The 18,610-nt window shown below is 60.2% G+C and carries 15 protein-coding genes and 4 pseudogenes; 14 read left to right on the top strand and 5 right to left on the bottom strand.

The genetic code is table 11. The annotated features are described in order from the left end of the window. Positions 1-137: 137 nt before the first annotated feature. On the top strand, positions 138-1,190 hold the full coding sequence (gene trpD / locus MUBE_RS11770; RefSeq protein ID WP_116540664.1) for an anthranilate phosphoribosyltransferase: 1,053 nt from the start codon (positions 138-140) through the stop codon (positions 1,188-1,190). A gap of 149 nt (positions 1,191-1,339) precedes the next feature. Here trpD and MUBE_RS20485 read toward each other — a convergent pair. Then, a pseudogene (locus tag MUBE_RS20485) lies at positions 1,340-1,444 on the bottom strand (hypothetical protein); the annotation flags it as partial. Between the two features lie 427 nt (positions 1,445-1,871). Here MUBE_RS20485 and MUBE_RS19530 point away from each other — a divergent pair. The 4 genes and pseudogenes from MUBE_RS19530 to pimB all read left to right on the top strand — a co-directional run. Beyond that, positions 1,872-2,053, top strand: a pseudogene (locus MUBE_RS19530) (hypothetical protein); the annotation flags it as partial. Positions 2,054-2,264: 211 nt separating this feature from the next. Continuing rightward, positions 2,265-3,401 (top strand): peptidoglycan hydrolase RipC, encoded by a 1,137-nt coding sequence (ripC, locus tag MUBE_RS11780; RefSeq protein WP_116540665.1) that lies wholly within the window; start codon positions 2,265-2,267, stop codon positions 3,399-3,401. Positions 3,402-3,451: 50 nt separating this feature from the next. After that, positions 3,452-4,282, top strand: a pseudogene (locus MUBE_RS11785) (hypothetical protein). Between the two features lie 62 nt (positions 4,283-4,344). Further along, positions 4,345-5,523 carry a GDP-mannose-dependent alpha-(1-6)-phosphatidylinositol monomannoside mannosyltransferase gene (gene pimB, locus MUBE_RS11790; protein WP_116540666.1) on the top strand — a complete coding sequence of 393 codons (1,179 nt, stop codon included), beginning with the start codon at positions 4,345-4,347 and terminating at the stop codon, positions 5,521-5,523. A gap of 17 nt (positions 5,524-5,540) precedes the next feature. Here pimB and MUBE_RS11795 read toward each other — a convergent pair whose 3' ends face one another. After that, positions 5,541-7,343: an AMP-dependent synthetase/ligase gene (locus MUBE_RS11795; protein ID WP_116540667.1), complete on the bottom strand. Its 1,803-nt coding sequence runs from the start codon at positions 7,341-7,343 to the stop codon at positions 5,541-5,543. A gap of 199 nt (positions 7,344-7,542) precedes the next feature. Here MUBE_RS11795 and MUBE_RS11800 point away from each other — a divergent pair, with 199 nt between their 5' ends. The 5 genes from MUBE_RS11800 (at position 7,543) to MUBE_RS11820 (ending at position 10,969) form a co-directional block, all read left to right on the top strand. Next, positions 7,543-7,950 (top strand): polyketide cyclase / dehydrase and lipid transport, encoded by a 408-nt coding sequence (locus MUBE_RS11800; RefSeq protein ID WP_116540668.1) that lies wholly within the window; start codon positions 7,543-7,545, stop codon positions 7,948-7,950. 117 nt (positions 7,951-8,067) lie between these two features. After that, a complete protein-coding gene (locus MUBE_RS11805; protein ID WP_116540695.1) occupies positions 8,068-8,514 on the top strand; it encodes an SRPBCC family protein in 447 nt (148 codons plus the stop codon). Beyond that, the gene (locus MUBE_RS11810) at positions 8,498-9,766 is read left to right on the top strand and encodes an ArsA family ATPase (RefSeq protein WP_424399092.1); all 1,269 of its coding nucleotides are present in this window, start codon (positions 8,498-8,500) and stop codon (positions 9,764-9,766) included. Before MUBE_RS11805 ends, MUBE_RS11810 begins: the two co-directional genes overlap by 17 nt. Beyond that, complete coding sequence (locus MUBE_RS11815) at positions 9,763-10,155, top strand: hypothetical protein (RefSeq protein ID WP_116540696.1); 393 nt, start codon at positions 9,763-9,765, stop codon at positions 10,153-10,155. Before MUBE_RS11810 ends, MUBE_RS11815 begins: the two co-directional genes overlap by 4 nt. An 85-nt stretch (positions 10,156-10,240) precedes the next feature. Beyond that, a complete protein-coding gene (locus tag MUBE_RS11820) occupies positions 10,241-10,969 on the top strand; it encodes a lysophospholipid acyltransferase family protein (RefSeq protein ID WP_116540670.1) in 729 nt (242 codons plus the stop codon). Between the two features lie 16 nt (positions 10,970-10,985). Here the strand turns inward: MUBE_RS11820 and MUBE_RS11825 are convergent, their stop codons facing one another. After that, the gene (locus MUBE_RS11825; protein ID WP_116540671.1) at positions 10,986-12,269 is read right to left on the bottom strand and encodes a glycosyltransferase 87 family protein; all 1,284 of its coding nucleotides are present in this window, start codon (positions 12,267-12,269) and stop codon (positions 10,986-10,988) included. A 118-nt stretch (positions 12,270-12,387) separates the two neighbouring features. Between MUBE_RS11825 and MUBE_RS11830 the strand changes: the two are divergent. The 3 genes and pseudogenes from MUBE_RS11830 to MUBE_RS11840 all read left to right on the top strand — a co-directional run bounded on the left by MUBE_RS11830 (position 12,388) and on the right by MUBE_RS11840 (position 15,335). Beyond that, positions 12,388-13,243: pseudogene (locus MUBE_RS11830) on the top strand (hypothetical protein). A gap of 115 nt (positions 13,244-13,358) precedes the next feature. Further along, positions 13,359-13,874, top strand: coding sequence for a polyadenylate-specific 3'-exoribonuclease AS (locus MUBE_RS11835; protein ID WP_116540672.1), 516 nt, complete (start codon positions 13,359-13,361; stop codon positions 13,872-13,874). 63 nt (positions 13,875-13,937) lie between these two features. Continuing rightward, entirely contained in the window at positions 13,938-15,335 is a 1,398-nt protein-coding gene (locus tag MUBE_RS11840) for a class II 3-deoxy-7-phosphoheptulonate synthase (protein WP_116540673.1), read from the top strand. A 12-nt stretch (positions 15,336-15,347) separates the two neighbouring features. Here MUBE_RS11840 and MUBE_RS11845 read toward each other — a convergent pair whose 3' ends face one another. Further along, complete coding sequence (locus MUBE_RS11845; RefSeq protein ID WP_207801704.1) at positions 15,348-16,589, bottom strand: protein kinase domain-containing protein; 1,242 nt, start codon at positions 16,587-16,589, stop codon at positions 15,348-15,350. 79 nt (positions 16,590-16,668) lie between these two features. On the opposite strand from MUBE_RS11845, the gene MUBE_RS11850 reads away from it, so the two are divergent. Continuing rightward, positions 16,669-17,073 (top strand): Rv2175c family DNA-binding protein, encoded by a 405-nt coding sequence (locus tag MUBE_RS11850; RefSeq protein ID WP_116540674.1) that lies wholly within the window; start codon positions 16,669-16,671, stop codon positions 17,071-17,073. On the opposite strand, the gene MUBE_RS11855 is transcribed toward MUBE_RS11850, so the two are convergent. Next, positions 17,070-18,608 (bottom strand): alpha-(1->6)-mannopyranosyltransferase A, encoded by a 1,539-nt coding sequence (locus MUBE_RS11855; protein ID WP_116540675.1) that lies wholly within the window; start codon positions 18,606-18,608, stop codon positions 17,070-17,072. The two genes, MUBE_RS11850 and MUBE_RS11855, sit on opposite strands and share 4 nt — an antisense overlap. Between the last annotated feature and the right edge of the window lie 2 nt (positions 18,609-18,610).

An 18,610-nucleotide genomic window follows, 5' to 3' on the forward strand; every position in this document is an offset into this window, starting at 1 on the left:
GGGGCGGCTAAGTCAGCTGCTCGTGTCGCGTTTGCGCCGTTAGCAGTGTGCTTATGGCGCTGGTTGGAGGCCAGTGGTCCTCGTGAGACTATCGGCCGGTGGTTTTGTCATCGCAACCGCCTTCGTCCCGCGACACGATGTGGTCGTGGCCGCAGGTTCTGGGGCGTTTGACGGCAGGGCAGGACCTCGTGCGGGGCCAGGCTGCCTGGGCGATGGACCAGGTCATGGCCGGGAAAGCGGTGCCAGCTCAGATCGCTGCATTCGCAGTGGCGATGAAGATGAAGGTTCCTACCGCGGCTGAAGTTGGTGAGCTCGCTGATGTCGTGCTCACCCACGCACGTCGGTTGCCCACCGATGCGATCCGCCCAGGTATCGGAGACACTGTCGATATTGTCGGTACCGGGGGGGATGGCGCCAACACGGTCAACCTGTCCACTATGGCTGCGATCGTGGTTGCGGCCGCAGGTGTACCGGTGGTCAAACACGGAAACCGGGCCTCGTCCTCGATGTCCGGCGGCGCTGACACTCTGGAAGCGTTGGGGGTGCGTATCGACCTCGGACCCGAACAGGTCGCGCGCAGCCTTGCCGAAGTCGGGATTGGGTTCTGCTTTGCACCACTGTTCCATCCGTCGTACCGATACGCATCCGCGGTGCGCCGCGAGCTCGGAGTGCCGACCGTGTTCAACATCCTTGGGCCGTTGACTAATCCGGCCTGGCCGCGGGCAGGATTGATCGGCTGCGCGTTTGGCAACCTTGCTGAGGTTATGGCGCGGGTGTTCGCTGCACGACGCTCCAGTGTGCTGGTAGTGCACGGCGACGACGGGCTCGACGAATTGACCCCCACCACTACCAGTACGATTTGGCGTGTCCAGGCTGGCATGGTAGATAAGCTGACTTTTGATCCCGCCGGATTCGGGTTTGCGCGAGCTGACCTCGACGATCTGTTGGGTGGTGATGCGCAAGCCAATGCGGCGGAGGTGCGTGCGGTGCTGGCCGGAGCCAAGGGCCCGGTCCGGGACGCCGTCATCCTCAACGTTGCCGGCGCGATCGTTGCCCATGCCGGGTTATCCAGACGCGCTGAATGGTTGCCCACGTGGGCCGATGGGCTGGCGCGTGCCATCGAGGCCATCGATTCGGGTGCCGCCGAACAGCTCCTCGCGCGGTGGGTGCAGTTTAGCCAGCAGGTCTAGATCTCGCCCCATCGTGCGAGGTGATAGTTATCCTGAACATCGACGCTGGTCGGCTTAGCGGTGATCCGCTCAGGCAGCGTGGTCAGGGCGCGCAGGCGCTGTCACGCCACAGATGTTAAGACTGCGGTCAAACCGGTGTTATCCGAGTAGTGGCGCGGTATACGCATCACCGAAAGCCGAGGAAACGCCTCGTTGGTCAGCGTCACTCCACCATAGTGCGCGATCTGGGGCGGGATGTTACGGCGGGGGTATGGCGAACTCACCTAAGTATGGCGTCGTTTTGAACTTCGACCGTGTCAAATCTTGGTGATCGTATCGGGGGGGGGGCGTTCCCTCATTCCGTCCGCCATTGGTTTTGAGGTTCACCGCGACACAGGTGGTCTCGCGTAAAGGAAGCTCGTAGGGGACTTGATCTATCGTCGGTGTTCCAGCCAGGTCAGTGCAACTCAGCTGGGTCGCACCGGTCAGGCTCATGGCCTTGACGCTAGGTAGACTCGCGTGTTCGCCGTTGTCACGGTCAGATTAATACAAGGCAGCGGATGGAATGTCGGTGCCGGTGGTCAGCGTGCGGACAGCTCGACTTAGTTAGCCTGACTGACTCGACTCGAGAGGACTGAGCCCTGATGGCACAAAACAGTGGATCCGATGACACAGGCGTCGCGGCGCCCAAGCTGGGGGCCGGTGGTTATCGACTGTGACGACTGCAATAGTAGTGCAGACTGGGATGCAGTGATTGTGTCATCAGTGTGCTACTGGTGGTACCGGAGACCCTGTTGCAGGACGAGCGTGCTGCTTTGGAAGTGCTCGCCGACGTCGGATTGGTATCCCGGTTGCGTCTGATGCCGATCCGCGGCAATTGTGGGTTTCAGGATAGCTTGGTTATCCAGGCCCGCCAAAACCCTGGGCCGCTGGTTTCTGTGCGACGCTCTCAAGCGGGTGACTGAAAATCTTTCTATTTTCTTAATGATCTCATTTGGACAAACGTCGATATCGTTTCGTAACCTATTTGAGACCTAAAGCCCGCTCGACGGCCAAGTGTCTTTGGCAGTTTGGCCAAGTGTTAAGGAAAAAGCTTTGAGACTTGGTCGTAAGCATCCGATCGTGCGCCTTATTTCGCGACCTGTCATCGGAACACTAGCAGAGTTCGCCGTATTTTCTGCCGTATTATCTAGTTTCCTTACCGCCACTGCGACGGCTGACCCCGCCGAAGACGCGTTGGCAAAACTCAATGAACTATCCCGCCAAGCTGAGCAGACTACCGAAGCGATGCATAGCGCGCAACTTGACCTGAACGACAAGCTGGCAGCTCAGCGAGTGGCAGACAAGAAGCACATGGATGACCAAGCTGCTCTGGCGGACGCCAAGGCGCGTTTGGCTACGTTTCAGGCTGCGGTTAACAAACTTGCCGCCGCGACATACATGTGTGGTCACATCAACGGCATGACCGCCATACTGACAACTGATTCACCTCAGCAACTGATCGACAAGTTGGCCTTACAGCGAGTGCTGGCAGCGCAACTGGCCACAAAGATGGCCAGTTACAGGGCAGCTGGGGAACAAGCTGTAAAGACTGAGCAGGCGTCCGCCAAGTCTGCTGTTGACGCCAAGCATGCGGCCGATCAGGTTGCCGCGGTACGGGCGGGACTGCAGTCCAAGCAGAGTCAGTTGCAGGTGCAGATCGCGGTCGTCAAATCGCAATACCTGGCGTTATCGCCTGGGCAACGCACCACGCTCGCCGAGCCCGGACCGGTCTCGGCGGTGGCTACGCTGCCCGGTGCCGCACCACCTGGCGGGCCACCGCCAGCTGATGCGGCACCACCCGCCGGATTGCTCGGGGTGGTCCCAGCTCGTCCCGTTGGTAGCGGTGACCGCGCGGCTGTTGTGCAGGCGGCGCTGACACAAGTTGGAAGCCCCTATGTATGGGGTGGTGCGGCACCCGGTGGATTCGACTGCTCCGGATTGGTGATGTGGGCATACCAGCAGGCCGGTATTGCGCTGCCGCACTCTAGCCAGGCCTTGGCCCGCGGCGGTCAGCCGGTGTCACTGTCGGACCTACAACCTGGCGATGTGTTAACCTTTTATTCAGACGCATCGCATGCCGGTATTTACATCGGTGACGGCATGATGATTCATTCTTCCACCTATGGTGTGCCGGTGCGGGTGGTGCCTATGAACTCGTCCGGTCCGATTTACGACGCTCGTCGCTACTAAACGCCTCGGACTGGGGTCGCTTTGTTGCCAGCGCCGGTGGCTCCCTAATCCTGCTGGCCTGGGTATTTGTTATTGGGCTGATTGGGTTCTTGTGGGTCGAGTGGGTTGTACTGTTTCCCGCGCAACTTGCCGCGTCCACTCGCAGCCAGGTGCGTGCGCCGGTATGGAGATTGGTCGTCGGTGACCGCACGGCCAAGTTGCTCGGCGTTAGCGGCCCGACAACCAACCTTCTGCTGTCTCGCGTTGCGGGCGAATATCAGCGTCGCGGTAGACGTAGTGGAAGCCTTTTGGGGAGTGGACTGGTCGCCCGATATCTTGGATACTGGCTGCTGCCACGGACGAGCAGTTTCGCGCAACGGCTGGCAGAGGTGCGGTATCGTAGTGGGCTGATATTGCGGCGGTGACGGTCGTCGGCCGCGTTGATCTGGCTCGCCGGGTGACTGTCGGCTAACGGATCGTGTTCGCGCCGGACGCGGCCAACATGTCTGACCTTGCACTACGAATAGTGTTGGTCCGCAAGCTTTTTCACTACGCAGCGCGCACCTACACCGTCGTGGATGTACCTCGCTGGTTGGCCGAGGGGGCAGCGGATAGCGTCGCTCGGCCGAACACTGCGGTGCCTGTCGACGCACGTTTGGCGTCCCAGACGTTGCTGTCGGACACCGACCTGGATACACTGCGGGGCGCAGCGGGCGTGGGCTTACGATCGTGCGTGGTGGTTTGTTTGCTTTCTCGCTGATGTCTTCGGGACGGCGCAGCTACGCGTGTTCTATCTGGCTGTGTGTGGTGTCGAGCACGCCGACCCGATCATCGCCGCCCGCGAAGTACTGGGCACTGATTTGGCCGCCTTGCTCGCGAACTGGCAGCATTGGCTGACCTGATTGGCCGAGTTCGTTGCACACCGCCACGAAGTCGGTTGCGCCGCCACGCTAACCTGGTGTAGGTGAGCCGGGTCCTGCTGGTAACCAATGACTTTCCGCCGCGACGTGGCGGTATCCAGTCCTACCTGGGAGAATATGTTAGTCGTCTGGTCCAGGCTGGTTCAGGAGTCGGGTCGCATGATGTGGTGGTGTACGCACCGCAATGGCAAGGTGTCGCCACCTTTGACGACGCTGCTCAGGCTGACGGCTATCGGGTGGTGCGCCATCCGGGCACGCTGATGCTGCCCGGCCCGATGGTCGATGCTCGGATGCGCCGGTTGATCGCTGACCATGGCATTGACACTGTCTGGTTCGGTGCGGCAGCGCCGCTGGCCCTGCTGGCACCGCGTGCCCGAAAGGCGGGAGCGACCCGGGTGCTGGCCAGCACACACGGCCACGAAGTGGGCTGGTCGATGCTTCCGGTTGCACGCTCGGTACTGCGTCACATCGGTGATGATACCGACGTGGTGACCTTTGTCAGCCATTACACACGATCGCGTTTCGCGCCAGCCTTTGGACCCAGGGCTGTGTTGGAATATCTCCCTCCAGGGGTGGACACCGATCGGTTCCGGCCTGATCCGGCGAGTCGAGCCGAGCTGCGTGACCGCTACCGGTTAGGCGAGCAGCCCACCGTCGTGTGCCTGTCGCGGCTGGTGCCGCGCAAAGGTCAAGACATGTTGATCAGGGCATTACCATTGATCCGGCAGCGGATCGACGGCGCAGCGCTGGTGCTCGTCGGAGACGGTCCGTATCTCGAAGCGCTACGGAAGTTGGCCCAGGGGTGTGGGGTTGCAGACCACGTGATATTCACCGGAGGCGTGGCGGCCGCTGAACTACCCGCTCACCACGCGCTGGCTGATGTATTTGTGATGCCATGCCGCACTCGTGGCGGAGGCATGGACGTTGAGGGTTTGGGCATCGTGTTCCTGGAAGCCTCGGCTACCGGCGTGCCGGTAATTGCTGGAAAATCGGGCGGAGCCCCGGAAGCTGTGTGGCACAACAAGACTGGATTGGTGGTTGACGGCCGGTCGGTGAATATGGTGGCCGACGCCGTCACTGGATTGTTGACCGATCGCGACCGCGCCGTCGCGATGGGCGCGGCCGGACGGCAATGGGTGACAGCAGAGTGGCGCTGGGACCCACTGGCAGCTAGGCTTGCAGCTCTGCTGCGTGGCGATGATGTCAGCGCCACACCGGTGTGACGTTCCTTAGACAGCCGCTAGGCTTTCTCATAAATCGCCTCGATATCAGAAGCAAACTTCTGGGCGACCACGTTGCGCTTCACCTTCATCGTTGGTGTTAGTTCGCCGGTCTGCTCGGTGAAATCAACCGGCAAAATGCGGAATTTGTGGATCGATTCAGCATGTGACACCGATCGGTTAGCCTGTTTAATAGCAGTGTCCACCTCGGCCACCAGGTCTGGGTCGGTGGTCAGATCGCCTACTGTCGCGTTGGCCGCCTTACTGTTGCGCTGCTTCCAGCCATCGAAAGCTTCGGAGTCGATGGTGATCAGCGCACCTACGAATGGCTTGGCGTCCCCGACGACCATCGCCTGACTAATCAGCGGGTGCGCCCGAAGCTGATCCTCCAATACCGCGGGGGCAACATTTTTGCCGCTGGCGGTGACGATGATCTCCTTCTTGCGGCCGGTGATGGTCAAGAAACCGTCTTTGTCGATCGTACCGAGATCGCCTGTCTTAAACCAGCCCTCGGTAAACGCCTCGGCTGTCGCTTGTTCGGTACGCCAATAGCCGCTGAACACCACACCGCCGCGTACCAACAGCTCGCCGTCGTCTGCGATGCGCATACTGTTGCCTGGTAGCAGCTTGCCAACGGTCCCGATCTTCACATCGCCAACCTGGTTAAGTGTGACGGCCGCGCTGGTCTCGGTCAGTCCGTAACCCTCGTGGATGGTGAGACCTACCCCGCGGTAGAAGTGGCCCAGCCGCGCGCCCAGGGGTGCGCCGCCCGACACCGACGCGTGGCAATTGCCGCCCAGAGCCGCGCGCAGCTTGCGGTAGACCAGCCAGTCGAACACAGTGTGTTTGGTGCGCAGTAGCAGCCCCGGGCCACCGCGGTCGGAGGCCTCGCTCCAGTCGATTGCTGCCTGTGCGGCCATCGCGAAGATTCGACCTTTGCCGTCGTTGGTTGCGTTTTGCTCAGCAGTGTTATACACCTTCTCGAACACCCGCGGCACCGACACCACCACGGTGGGCTTAAACGCCGCCAACATCGACAGCAGGTTCTTGGTATCGCTGGTGAACCCGACGGTCATTTTGTAGGTGAAGGCAGACAAGGTGAGAGCTCGAGCCAGTATGTGCGCCAGTGGCAGGAAAACCAGTAGCCGCTGACCGGGTTGCAACAACGTCGGAAGGCATTCCTTGGCGCCCTTGACCTCGTAGAGCAGGTTGGAGTGCGTGAGCTGACAGCCTTTGGGGCGACCGGTAGTGCCCGAGGTATAGATAAGTGTCGCCGGGTCCTGGGCGCGTAGCGCCTTGAGCCGGTTTGTCAGCTGTGCCGGGTCGACTGATGTGCCAGCTTCAGCGAGTTGGTCGAACGCCTTAGCATCCGTGTCGTTGATCTGCAGCACCTGACGCAGGGCGGGCAGTTCACCGGCGAGCTGATTGATTATCGTTGCGTGCGCGTTGGTCTCCGCGAACGCCAACGCCGTCTCTGAGTCCTGCAGCACCCAGCGCACCTGCTCAGCCGATGAGGTCTCGTAGATCGGCACGGTCACCGCACCCACGGACAAGATCGCCAGGTCGAGGATTGTCCACTCGAAGCAGGTGGACGAAAAGATGGACACACGGTCACCTGCTTGCACTCCCAGCGCGATTAAACCAAGTGCCGCGGAGCGAATTTGGTGAGCCGCTTCGGCGCATGTGATGTCGGTCCAGACGCCGTTGATCTGGCGTTGATAGATGACCAAGTTGGGATTATTGCGCTCGTGCTCGAAGATCACGGCTGCGATGTTTTCGTGCTCGCCGACGGAAAATCGAGTTGGGATGCTAGACTCACGCACTCTATTGACCTCGCTTGACCTTGAGACGTTTCCGGGGCAGGCGTGCTGCCGCACAGCCTAGTCCAGCGTTTATACGTTCATAGAACGTTCGTTTATACGTTCATAGAAGATGAAGATTGGCAGCCAGAGTACCACTCTGATGGGCTGCCGGCTCGTCCCAGTGCCGACCCCCTTAGGTGAATGTGCGAAGCTGAGATCCATGAACTCCACGAACAGCATCCAGATCGCGGACGACACTTATGTTGCTGCTGACGGCGCACTGGTAGGTGCCGCGGTCGCCGATCGATCGAGCTGGCGTCGGTGGTGGCCTGACCTGCGGTTGCAGGTCGTCGAGGACCGGGCGGAACGAGGGATTCGGTGGGCGGTGATGGGCGCCCTGACCGGCACCATGGAGATTTGGTTGGAACCCTTAACGGAGGGGCTGGATGGGGTGGTCCTGCACTATTTCCTGCATGCCGAACCTGCCGGCGTAGCGGCCTGGCAGTTGGCCAAGATGAATATGGCCAAGGTGACGTACCGTCACCGTGTGGCAGGCAAAGCAATGGCCTTTGAGGTGAAAACGTCACTCGAACGGTCACGCCCCATCGGAGTTTCTCCGGTAATTTAACTCCGATCAATGTTGGCTCGAGAGAGTACCGTTTCTGCCGGGGATATCGATCGACTCTCGCAGATAGTCGCGGTCGGCCTGCTTTGCAGGAAGGGAATTGGAAAGGGATTTAGCCAGATGGCGGGTAAAGCTACGCAAACGTTCTATATTGATGCCAATCCAAGTGAGGTGATGAAGACGATCGCCGACGTCGAGTCCTACACGCAATGGATTTCGGAGTACAAGGAAGTCGAAGTTTTAGAGGCCGACGACGAGAATTACCCGAAACGGGTGCGAATGTTAATGGATGCAACGATTTTCAAAGACACCCTGATCATGTCTTACGAATGGCCGGCAGATCATCAATCGGTTAGCTGGATTCTCGAATCGAGCTCACTGTTGAAGTCCCTCGAAGGTTCATATCGCTTGGCGCCCAAAAATTCTGGCACTGAAGTCACTTACGAGCTTGCGGTCGACCTTGCTATCCCGATGATCGGGATGCTCAAACGCAAGGCGGAACGCAGGTTGATCGATGGGGCATTGAAGGACCTGAAGAAACGAGTTGAGGCTGAGCAACTCCAGTGAGTTCCGGGTGTCGACTCAGGCTCGGATCAGTCTTCTCGTTGGTAAAGGCGGGGTAGGGAAGTCTACTCTGGCAGCCGCCATAGCAGTACGTGATGCGGGTAAGGGGCGGCGGGTGTTGGTTGTCTCCACCGATCAGGCGCATTCGTTGGGCGCTGTGTTGGGTGTCGTGGTCGCCCCCACCGGCCACGGCAATCCGGTTCGGGTGCTTGGCGATGACGTCAAGACAGGCGGCGGCTTTCTCGATGCGTTGGCACTGGACACGTTGGCCCTGCTTGAGGCCCGATGGTGTGATGTGGTCGACGCCCTGGACCGGAGATTTCCCGAATCCGAGTTGAACAGCATTGCTCCTGAAGAACTTTCAGCGTTGCCGGGTATCCAGGAGGTGCTCGGTCTGCACGCGGTTGGCGAGCTTGCGGCAGCTGGTCGATGGGATCGCATTGTGGTCGACTGCACCTCGACTGCAGATGCGTTGCGCATGTTGACCCTGCCCTCCACCTTCAGCCTGTATGTAGAACGTGCGTGGCCACGCCATCGCAGACTCGGCATCGCTGCCGGCGACGCCCCATCGGCAGTGGTGGAGTTGTTCGAGCGTGTCAGCGCCAGCGTTGAGCGGCTCGGTGCATTGCTAACTGATGGTTCGTTAGTCAGTGCGCACCTGGTACTGACCCCAGAGAGGGTGGTCGCGGCTGAGGCGATTCGGACCCTGGGTTCGTTGGCGCTGATGGGCATACGGGTCGAAGAGCTGATCGTCAATCAGGTGTTGGTGCGAGATGAGTCATACGAGTACCAGAGCTTGCCTGAGCATCCGGCACTCTCCTGGTATGCCGAACGCATTGATGAGCAACGCGCCATCCTTGATGAACTCGACGTCACCATTGGTGATGTGGAGCTGGTAATTACTCCATACTTGTCCGGAGAACCGGTTGGCCCCAAAGCACTGGCCGCGCTGCTGGACGTTGCCCATCGGCGGAGCGGACTCGCGCTACCGAGTCCGTTACGTCCTATTGTCGACCTGGAATCAGGATCGGGACTGGAGTCTGTATACCGATTGCGGCTAGCGTTGCCCCAGCTCGATCCCGCAGCATTGACCCTGGGGCGGGTCGATAATGATCTGATTATCAGTGCCGGCGGGTTGAGGCGCAGAGTTCGATTGGCCTCCGTCCTGCGCCGGTGTACGGTGCTGGACGCGCAGCTGCGGGACAGCGAGCTAACGGTTCGTTTTCGACCGGATCCGGAGGTGTGGTCGACATGAGTAGGGGCCATGCCGACATTGGTCCGGAGCTGCGTAAGCTTGCTCAGGCGATCTTGGACGGGATAGACCCCGTAGTGCGGTCCGCGGCGGCATTGGCGGTGGGTGCTAAAGGCGTCGAGAAATGCCAGCAGGCGTGGTGCCCGGTATGCGCACTAGCCGCGTTGGTTGCTGGTGAGCAGCATCCGTTGCTGACTGTCATCGCGAACCACAGTGCCGTTCTGCTGGATGTTATCCACGCTGTCGTTAACGACAGCGACCGGTCGACTAGGCCCTCACCGGACGGCCCGCCCGGTGAGGGCCTAGTCCCCGAGACACCAGTTCAGACCAGCGCAGGCAACGGCACCGTGAAAAAGCGTTACCAACCCATCCCAGTTCGTGTCGAGGACTGATTGGTAGAGCAGGAGGTGGTCCCGCACCTCATGGATCGGTACAGTTGGCGCAGAACACCATCCGGTTCGGGGGAGAGGAAGGGCCATGTGGTACTGGCTATTCAAGTACGTTTTCATGGGCCCCGTGCTTTTCGTGCTCGGCCGACCGAAAGTCGAAGGCTTAAAATGCGTCCCGAGTTCTGGGCCGGCGATCCTAGCCAGTAATCATCTTGCGGTGGCGGACAGTTTTTATCTGCCGCTTGTGGTACGCCGCCGGATTACCTTCCTAGCGAAATCGGAGTACTTCACTGGCACCGGCTTGAAAGGCTGGTTCACTAGCTGGTTCTATCGCACCACCGGTCAAGTGCCCATTGACCGCACCGACGCTGATACCGCCGAAGCCGCGTTGTGTACTGCTGAGCGGCTGCTAGGCCATGGCAAGTTGCTCGGTATGTACCCCGAGGGCACCCGTTCCCCCGACGGCCGACTATATAAAGGCAAGACCGGGTTGGCCCGGTTGGCTTTGCAGACCGGGGTTCCGGTGATCCCGGTGGCGATGATCGGCACCAACGTCGTCAATCCGCCGGGCAGCAGGATGTGGCGGTTTGGACGGGTCACCGTCCGTTTTGGCAAGCCGATGGACTTTTCACGTTTCGAAGGGTTGGCTGGCAACCGCGTCGTCGAGCGAGCAGTCACCGACGAAGTTATCTATGAGCTGATGGGCTTGTCCGGTCAGGAGTACGTCGACATTTACGCCGCTAGTGTGAAGGACCGCAGAAACGGCGCCAGATCGACCAACGAGGCCGTGCGCATACCCGAGACCGCAGTAGGATAGATAGCACTGCCCCCGATCAACGAACAGCCGCTGCTGGCGTTAGTGTCTGCGTTGTCGAATCCGGTGACGTCACACGGGCAGTGACGGTGAGTCCAGCAGCGACAATGACTGCCAACGCCCACCACACATAGGACATCCCGGCAAGTTGGCGCCACCACACCGCGGTCGTCTCCTGATGCTGAGGAAGTAGGTCAATGGGAGTCCATCTCATCAGGGCCGCTCCGGTGGCGCTGATCACAGCCACCGCCACGTTCCGGCGTCGCCAGCCTAGGACGCCTGTCACTAGCACGGCCGGCAGCATCCACACCCAGTGATGCGACCACGACACTGGTGAAACCACTAACCCGAACAAGGCGACGCAAATTACCGCCAGCATTGGCTCGCCGGCCAGCAATACCCGTCGCATTGCCCATATGGTTGCTGTCAACACGAGCAAGCAACCCACCGCCCAGAGCAGGAAGCGCTCGTGTTCCCCAAGCCCGAGTCGGGCGAGGGCACCTGCGATGTTTTGGTCGGTGTTTAATGCTGCGGCACCAATCCGCTCAGTGTTGTGCACGGTGTGGGTCCAGTATTCCCACGAATCCCGCCACGCCAGGATGAAACCAACTAGTGTTGCGCTCGTGAAGGATGCCAAAGAGGTCAGCGCCGTGCGATTGTCGCGGCGTAGCACGAAGTAAAGCAGAAATACCGCTGGAGTGAGTTTCAGCGCAATACCCAAACCCAGTATTAGTCCGCGTGGCCATGGCGTGCGGCGCGGCACGCAGTCAGCGACAACTAAAGTCATCAGCACGACGTTGATCTGGCCGAAGGCGAAGTTGGAACTGATGGGTTCTAGCCAGACTGCTGCCGGAGCCACGACGATCACGGCCAACCACAACTGCCGCAGCCAGGCCGGCCCGGGTACCGTTCGCGACGTGCTCCACACGTCCAGGCGGGTCAGCACGATCATCGTCGAGGCAATCAGCAATACCAGCGTTGTCAATGTGATGGCCACACTGGCGGCCGGCATGTGCAGCCAGGCGAACGGGCAGAACGCGATGGCCGCCAACGGCGGATAGGTGAACGGCAAATTCAGCCCGATAGATGTAGGGAACAACACATCGCCGCTGTAGAGCGGGTGTCCGTCCAGCCAGGCTTGACCACCCATCTGATAGATATCAATATCGATGCGGTACGGTGTGTGCCCTAACAACTGCCAGGCTACCTGCCCCAGCGCTACAGCAGCTAGCAACCAAAGCAGACACCAGTGCCCGAGCCGCCCGCGTTGACTGCCCATGTCGGGCGTCTGCTGTTTACTCATTTCGCAAAACAGCGTAGTCTAGCATCGCTATTCCATCGATGTGCCGCAACTCGGCTCACACACTGTTGCAGAGTGTTGGCGTAAGTTTTTAACGGTGGTCTAGTGGTTTGTGTTTAGGCTGCTGCGCTGGTTTGTTGATGACATCGTCCACTGTGGCCGATTGCCATTGCTGTGCTGCCTGCTCACTTTCATCCTGACGTTTTTGCCACCCGAGCTTTTGTACGCTTTATCCGCTACCGTGCCCAAACTGTTCGGCCGCCGCAACCGCGAAACATTTACATCGGGTTGGTGCATAATTCACCACTTGGCGTTCGGCGTGATGTCAGTAATGATCTCCGGCCTGACATTGGTGACCTTATCCATCGAGGGGTAGGAGCACGAATTCATTTTGACTGCCATATGATTTGTCATCTGGGTCGTGTTGATGCTCGATAAGTTATGTGTTGATCCTGCTCCTGTCTGAAGTCTACTGGTCAGAAGAGGGGCGTATTGCGGTGAATGCGGTCTTCGTTGTGGCAGCGGTGGCGGGACTGATGATTGCGGGCTTGCACCCGCTGATGTTTGTGTTGCCGATGTGGCATGCTGTCGACTTCTTAGTGCCGCGGGCCGGAGTGAGTGGTGTGCTCGTTTTGGCCCTTCCGCTAGCCGTGGTGGTGTTGTTGAAAGTTATAGGTGTGGATTGGCCTGCTCGGCATGTTCATCGTCGTGTTATTAATCATCGACGCGACCCAGTTGTCGCATCCGCATGCCTCGTGGGCTCGGTGGCGCTCCATCACCCAGCTAGATCGGATGGGTAGCTCGCCGCAACGGGAACGTCTACTGCGCCGCCTGGTGGCGCGCACTAAGCTTGTGGTTGCAGTGCGCGATAGCCGGCACCCTACGCCTGTCTGACGCAGCGCACCGTCGCCGCCCAGCTGGATCTCGACGTGCATCTTGTGCCTCCACCCGAGGGTGCATCGTTTGTATTGGATTAGTGGCAGAGTTGGCTGAGTCATCGGCAAGTCGGGCGCGGAAAGTCTGCACGCCTGAATTCATAGAAAGGGGATAGGAACCGGACCCGAGCCACGGGCACCGTGCTCTTGACCGCCAATGCGGTACTTCTATGACACAGAATTCATCGAGGACGACCGTACCATCGAGCTGATCTCAATCGGCGTTGTCGCCGAGGATGGCCACGAATATTACGCTGTTTCAACCGAATTCGATCCCGATCGGGCTGGTAGTTGGGTGCGCGCCAACGTACTGCCCAAGCTGCCGCCACCAGCCTCGCAGTTGTGGCGATCGCGCTTACAGATCCGTCTGGACTTGGAGAAGTTCTTTGGTATTGATGGCCCGGAGCCGGCTGACCCGATCGAATTGTGGGCCTGGATAGGTGCCTACGACCATGTGGCCTTGTGTCAGTTGTGGGGCCGGATGCCAGACCTGCCGGCAGCGCTGCCCCGTTTCACTCGGGAAATTCGGCAGTTATGGGAAGATCGGGACTGTCCCCGGATGCCGCCGCGACCGCGCGACCTGCACGATGCCCTGGTAGACGCCCTTGATCAGCTGCGCCGATTCCAGCTCATCATGTCCGCAGGCAATGCAGGCAGCCGAACAGCGCGCTGAACTAAGGTGCGTTCGATGTAACGTTCGCCCTGATCAGCAGTCGAACCCGGTTACTATGGACCGATGAACTGGACCGTCGACATTCCGATCGACCAGCTACCTCCGCTGCCGTCGTTGCCGGCTGACCTTCGGGCCCGGCTGGACGCCGCACTAGCAAAGCCGGCCGCCCAGCAGCCTAGCTGGCCCGCTGACCAGGCCGCCGCGATGCGCACAGTCCTTGAAAGCGTGCCGCCGGTGACCGTGCCGTCCGAAATCATTCGGTTGCAGAAACAGCTAGCCCTGGTTGCAAAGGGCAAGGCGTTCCTGCTGCAGGGTGGAGACTGTGCTGAGACGTTCGTCGACAACACTGAACCCCACATCCGGGGTAACATTCGCACCCTATTGCAGATGGCCGTGGTGTTGACCTATGGGGCCAGCCTACCGGTGGTGAAGGTGGCTCGCATCGCCGGCCAGTACGCCAAACCGCGGTCAGCTGACATCGACGCGCTGGGTCTGAAGTCTTACCGCGGCGACATGATCAACGGCTTTGCGCCAGATGCCGCAGCACGCGAACACGACCCGTCGCGTCTAGTGCGGGCCTACGCTAACGCCAGCGCGGCGATGAACCTGGTGCGAGCGCTAACTTCGTCGGGGCTAGCGTCGCTGCATCTGGTCCACGACTGGAACCGGGAATTTGTTCGAACCTCTCCGGCCGGTGCGCGCTATGAGGCGCTGGCCGTCGAGATCGATCGCGGACTGGCCTTCATGAGCGCCTGCGGAGTGGCGGACCGGAATCTGCAAACCGCAGAAATCTACGCTAGCCACGAGGCGTTGGTACTCGATTATGAGCGGGCTATGCTGCGGTTGGCTGAAGCGCCGGAAGACTCGGGTGCGGATCTGCAGCTCTACGACCTGTCGGCGCACACCGTGTGGATCGGCGAGCGGACCCGGCAACTCACCGGTGCGCATGTCGCCTTCGCCGAGGTTATTGCAAACCCAATCGGCGTCAAGATGGGCGCGACAATGACCCCAGAGCTGGCCGTTGAATACGTCGAGCGGCTCGATCCGCACAATAAACCGGGCCGGTTAACTTTGGTGAGCAGGTTGGGCAATAACAAGGTGCGCGACGTGTTACCGCTGATCGTCGAGAAAGTGCAGGCCACCGGTCACCAGGTGATCTGGCAGTGCGACCCGATGCACGGCAACACGCACGAGTCGTCGACCGGGTACAAGACCCGGCATTTCGACCGCGTTGTAGACGAAGTGCAGGGTTTCTTCGAGGTACATCGTGCGTTGGGTACGCATCCAGGTGGCATCCATGTCGAGATCACCGGCGAGGACGTCACCGAATGTTTGGGTGGCGCGCAAGATATTTCTGACACAGATCTGGCCGGTCGCTATGAGACAGCGTGCGATCCGCGCTTGAACACCCAGCAGTCTCTGGAGTTGGCGTTCCTGGTCGCGGAGATGTTGCGCGACTAGGTGCCCTAACGTTCACAGCAGTCCGCTCAGGTGGCTTCCGATTGTCCAAGCCACTGTCGCTACCAACCCGGCGATTGCCACCACCACTGCAACCCAGATCAGTACCATCCGGCGGGCGTGCTGTCGCGCCCAAATGAATTCGCTGATTGCGATACCAGCGAACTGGCCTGAAGCCGGTTCGTATTCGTATTCTTCCGGGTCCTCGGTATCGGGCTGAGCTCGTTGCCTTGGTGCCGACCAGTCCCCAGGTCCGCGGGTCAACTGGCGGGTAGGATATGGCACCGGTGCGTTGAATGCTGGCTGTGTGTGTTGCTCAACGGGCCACTCGACCATGCGACCACGATGTAGTGCCGCCGATCGGTGTTGGGCGGAGTTGCGCGGCGCCGGTACTCGGAATCGTGGCAGTGCTAACTCTTCGGCGATGGCATTCAGTTCAACAGTCATCTCCATCGCGTCGGCATATCGAGCGTTCGGGTTGCGGACCGTCGCGCGTTTCACCAGTTCGTCGAATTGTGGGGGGACACCGGTGATCACTGCGCTGGCCCGGGGGACATCGGTCTCTAACCGTTGATAGGCGATCGAAAACGCCGAGTCGCCAGTAAACGGTGTGCGTCCGGTCAGCAGTTCGTAGGTCAGGATTCCGGCGGAGTAGACGTCGCTGCGGGGACTGGCGTTGCCGTCTCGGACTTGCTCGGGGGACAGATAGGCTGCGGTCCCCAAGATGACACTTGTCGAGGTGATTCCGGCGGCTGCGACGGCACGTACTAACCCGAAGTCGGCGATCTTGACGTCGCCGTCGTCGGAGATCAGAATGTTCTCTGGCTTGATGTCGCGGTGTACCAGGCCTGCCCGGTGGGCGGCGGCCAAGCCGCCCAACACCGGGCGAAGCACCGCCACGACGGCATGTGGTGGCATCGGGCCGCGTTCGGCCAGTAGCTCTCGCAGCGTGCCACCCTCGATGAGTTCCATAACCAGAAATGGGTGACGGGCATCGAAGCCTTGGTCGTAGACTGCAACCAGTCCAGGGTCCTTCAGCCGGGCGACGGAGCGGGCCTCGAGCTGAAAGCGGGTCAGAAACTGGTCGTTGTCGGCGTAGCGAGAGTCCATCACCTTCACCGCGACGGGACGGTCGAGTCGGATGTCGATGCCACGGTATACCGTCGAGGTACCGCCGCTGGCGATCTTGGCCTGCAAGAGGTAACGGCCATCAAGCAACGTGCTGTCTAATGGGTCCCAGGCTTCAACCGCTGCCACCGGGCCATCGTAGGTGTGGTGGTGCGATTAGGTGTGAGAACGTAGGCTCATTTTGTGTACCAGGCTCTACACTGGCGCAGTGGGCAGTATTCCGGCCGGCGACGACATTTTGGATCCCGACGAGCCAACGTATGACCTGTCCCGGGTTGCCGAGCTACTCGGCATACCGGTCAGCAGGGTGCACCAGCAGCTGCGCGAAGGCCATCTGGTCGCGGTGCGGCGTGGCGGTGGTCTGGTAGTGCCGCAGGTCTTTTTCACCAATTCCGGTGAGGTGGTGAAAAGCCTGCCCGGGTTACTGACGATCCTGCATGATGGCGGTTATCACGAAACCGAGATTGTGCGCTGGCTATTCACTCCGGACCCGTCGTTGACGCTGACCCGCGACGGCAGCCGTGATGCCGTCAGCAACGCTCGTCCCGTTGACGCACTGCACGCTCATCAGGCGCGGGAGGTGGTGCGGCGAGCGCAGGCCATGGCCTACTAAGAGGCTGGCGTTTCGGCTCGCGGGCGGCGCGTCTCTGGCGCTCGATAGAGTATGTACCAGGCGATCAATGCGCAGGTCGTGGCGAGCGAAAAATGCAGCCATGAATACATACCGTGCGATCCGTCGGGTTTGAAAATGACCATGACCCAGGCCGAGAACCCGGCGATGGTGGCCAGCGCTCGCCGTGATTGGGTCAGTGGCGCCGCTACCGCCAGCGGCCATGAGTAATACCATGGCAGGGCAGCGGGAACAAATGACACCACAATCAGCATCGACCACGCGATACCGGTCAGCGAGGATCGGTCGTCGCGACGATATTGCCACCACAACAGCGGTAGTGATACCGCGATGATTACGATTCCGATAGACCGGGTTACCCGTAACATGCCGTAGAAGTCAGTTGCTAAGAAGCCGTTGGCCAGGGCGTTGACTACATTCGCTACCGCGGTCGGTACGGTCAACCAGTTGATGATCTTCACCGAGCCGGCCAGCGCAGTCAGCCACCCCAGACCGACGCTGGCCACACCGGACAGTACCGCGAATATGACAGCGAAGATCAACAGCGCTGTAGCGGTGGCCGCCAAGAAAGCCTGGGCTGTTCGGTATCCTCGTCGGTCGCGCAACTGGCGCATCCACGCCCAGACCATGAAGGGCAAGGAGATTCCAGCGGTTGCCTTGACTGCGATCGCGACCGTGATGAGGGTGATGCCCGCGATATTGCGGCCCTGAAAGGTCAGCGTGACGCCAGCGGTCATCAGCCCCACCATCAGCATCTCGTTATGCACCCCGCCCATCAGATGGATGAGCACCAGCGGGTTGAGAACGCAGGTCCACAGCGCTGTCGGGCCGTTGGTGCCGAGATGGTGGGCCAGTCGAGGGGCAGCCCAGATCAACAGCGTCAATCCGGGCAGCATGCACAAGCGCAGTAGCATGGTTCCGGCCACCACATTGTTGCCCACGGCGATCGTGACGAACTTCGCAACTAAAATGAATGCCGGACCGTAGGGTGCGGTGGTGATCGTCCAGATTGGACTTACGTCGTCCAGCAACGCATTAGGGTTGCCGACTGGACCAACCAGGTAGGGATCCAGGCCATCGCGCAGCAGTGCGCCCTGAGCGAGATACGAGTAGGTATCTCGACTGAAGACCGGTACCGATAGCAGCAACGGCGCTAACCAGAAACTAGTGGTGGCTCTCATCGTAAACTCAGTGGCTTGGCCCGCCACGACATGTCGGCCCAGTTGTAGCCAAGCAATTATCATCAGACCCACCCCCGTCCACAACAGAATCGACGACAGCACCAGTCCGTGGCCGAAGCGCAGCCAGGACATGCAAATCGACTCAAGCAGCGGGTCGTGCTGGCGGGTACTGCCCGCCCCCAGCCCACCCGTGGTGATCAGCAGCGAGCCCAGCAACCCTAGCTTTGCAGGTCCGGACTCCGGGGCGACGGCGAACGTACGCAGTCGTGAAAAATGTTGGGCGAGAAATTGTTTTGTCGGCGAGTCTGCCTCCGGTAGGCGCGTTGGAATGGTCATCA

Source organism: Mycobacterium uberis (assembly GCF_003408705.1).
Lineage (GTDB): Bacteria > Actinomycetota > Actinomycetes > Mycobacteriales > Mycobacteriaceae > Mycobacterium > Mycobacterium uberis.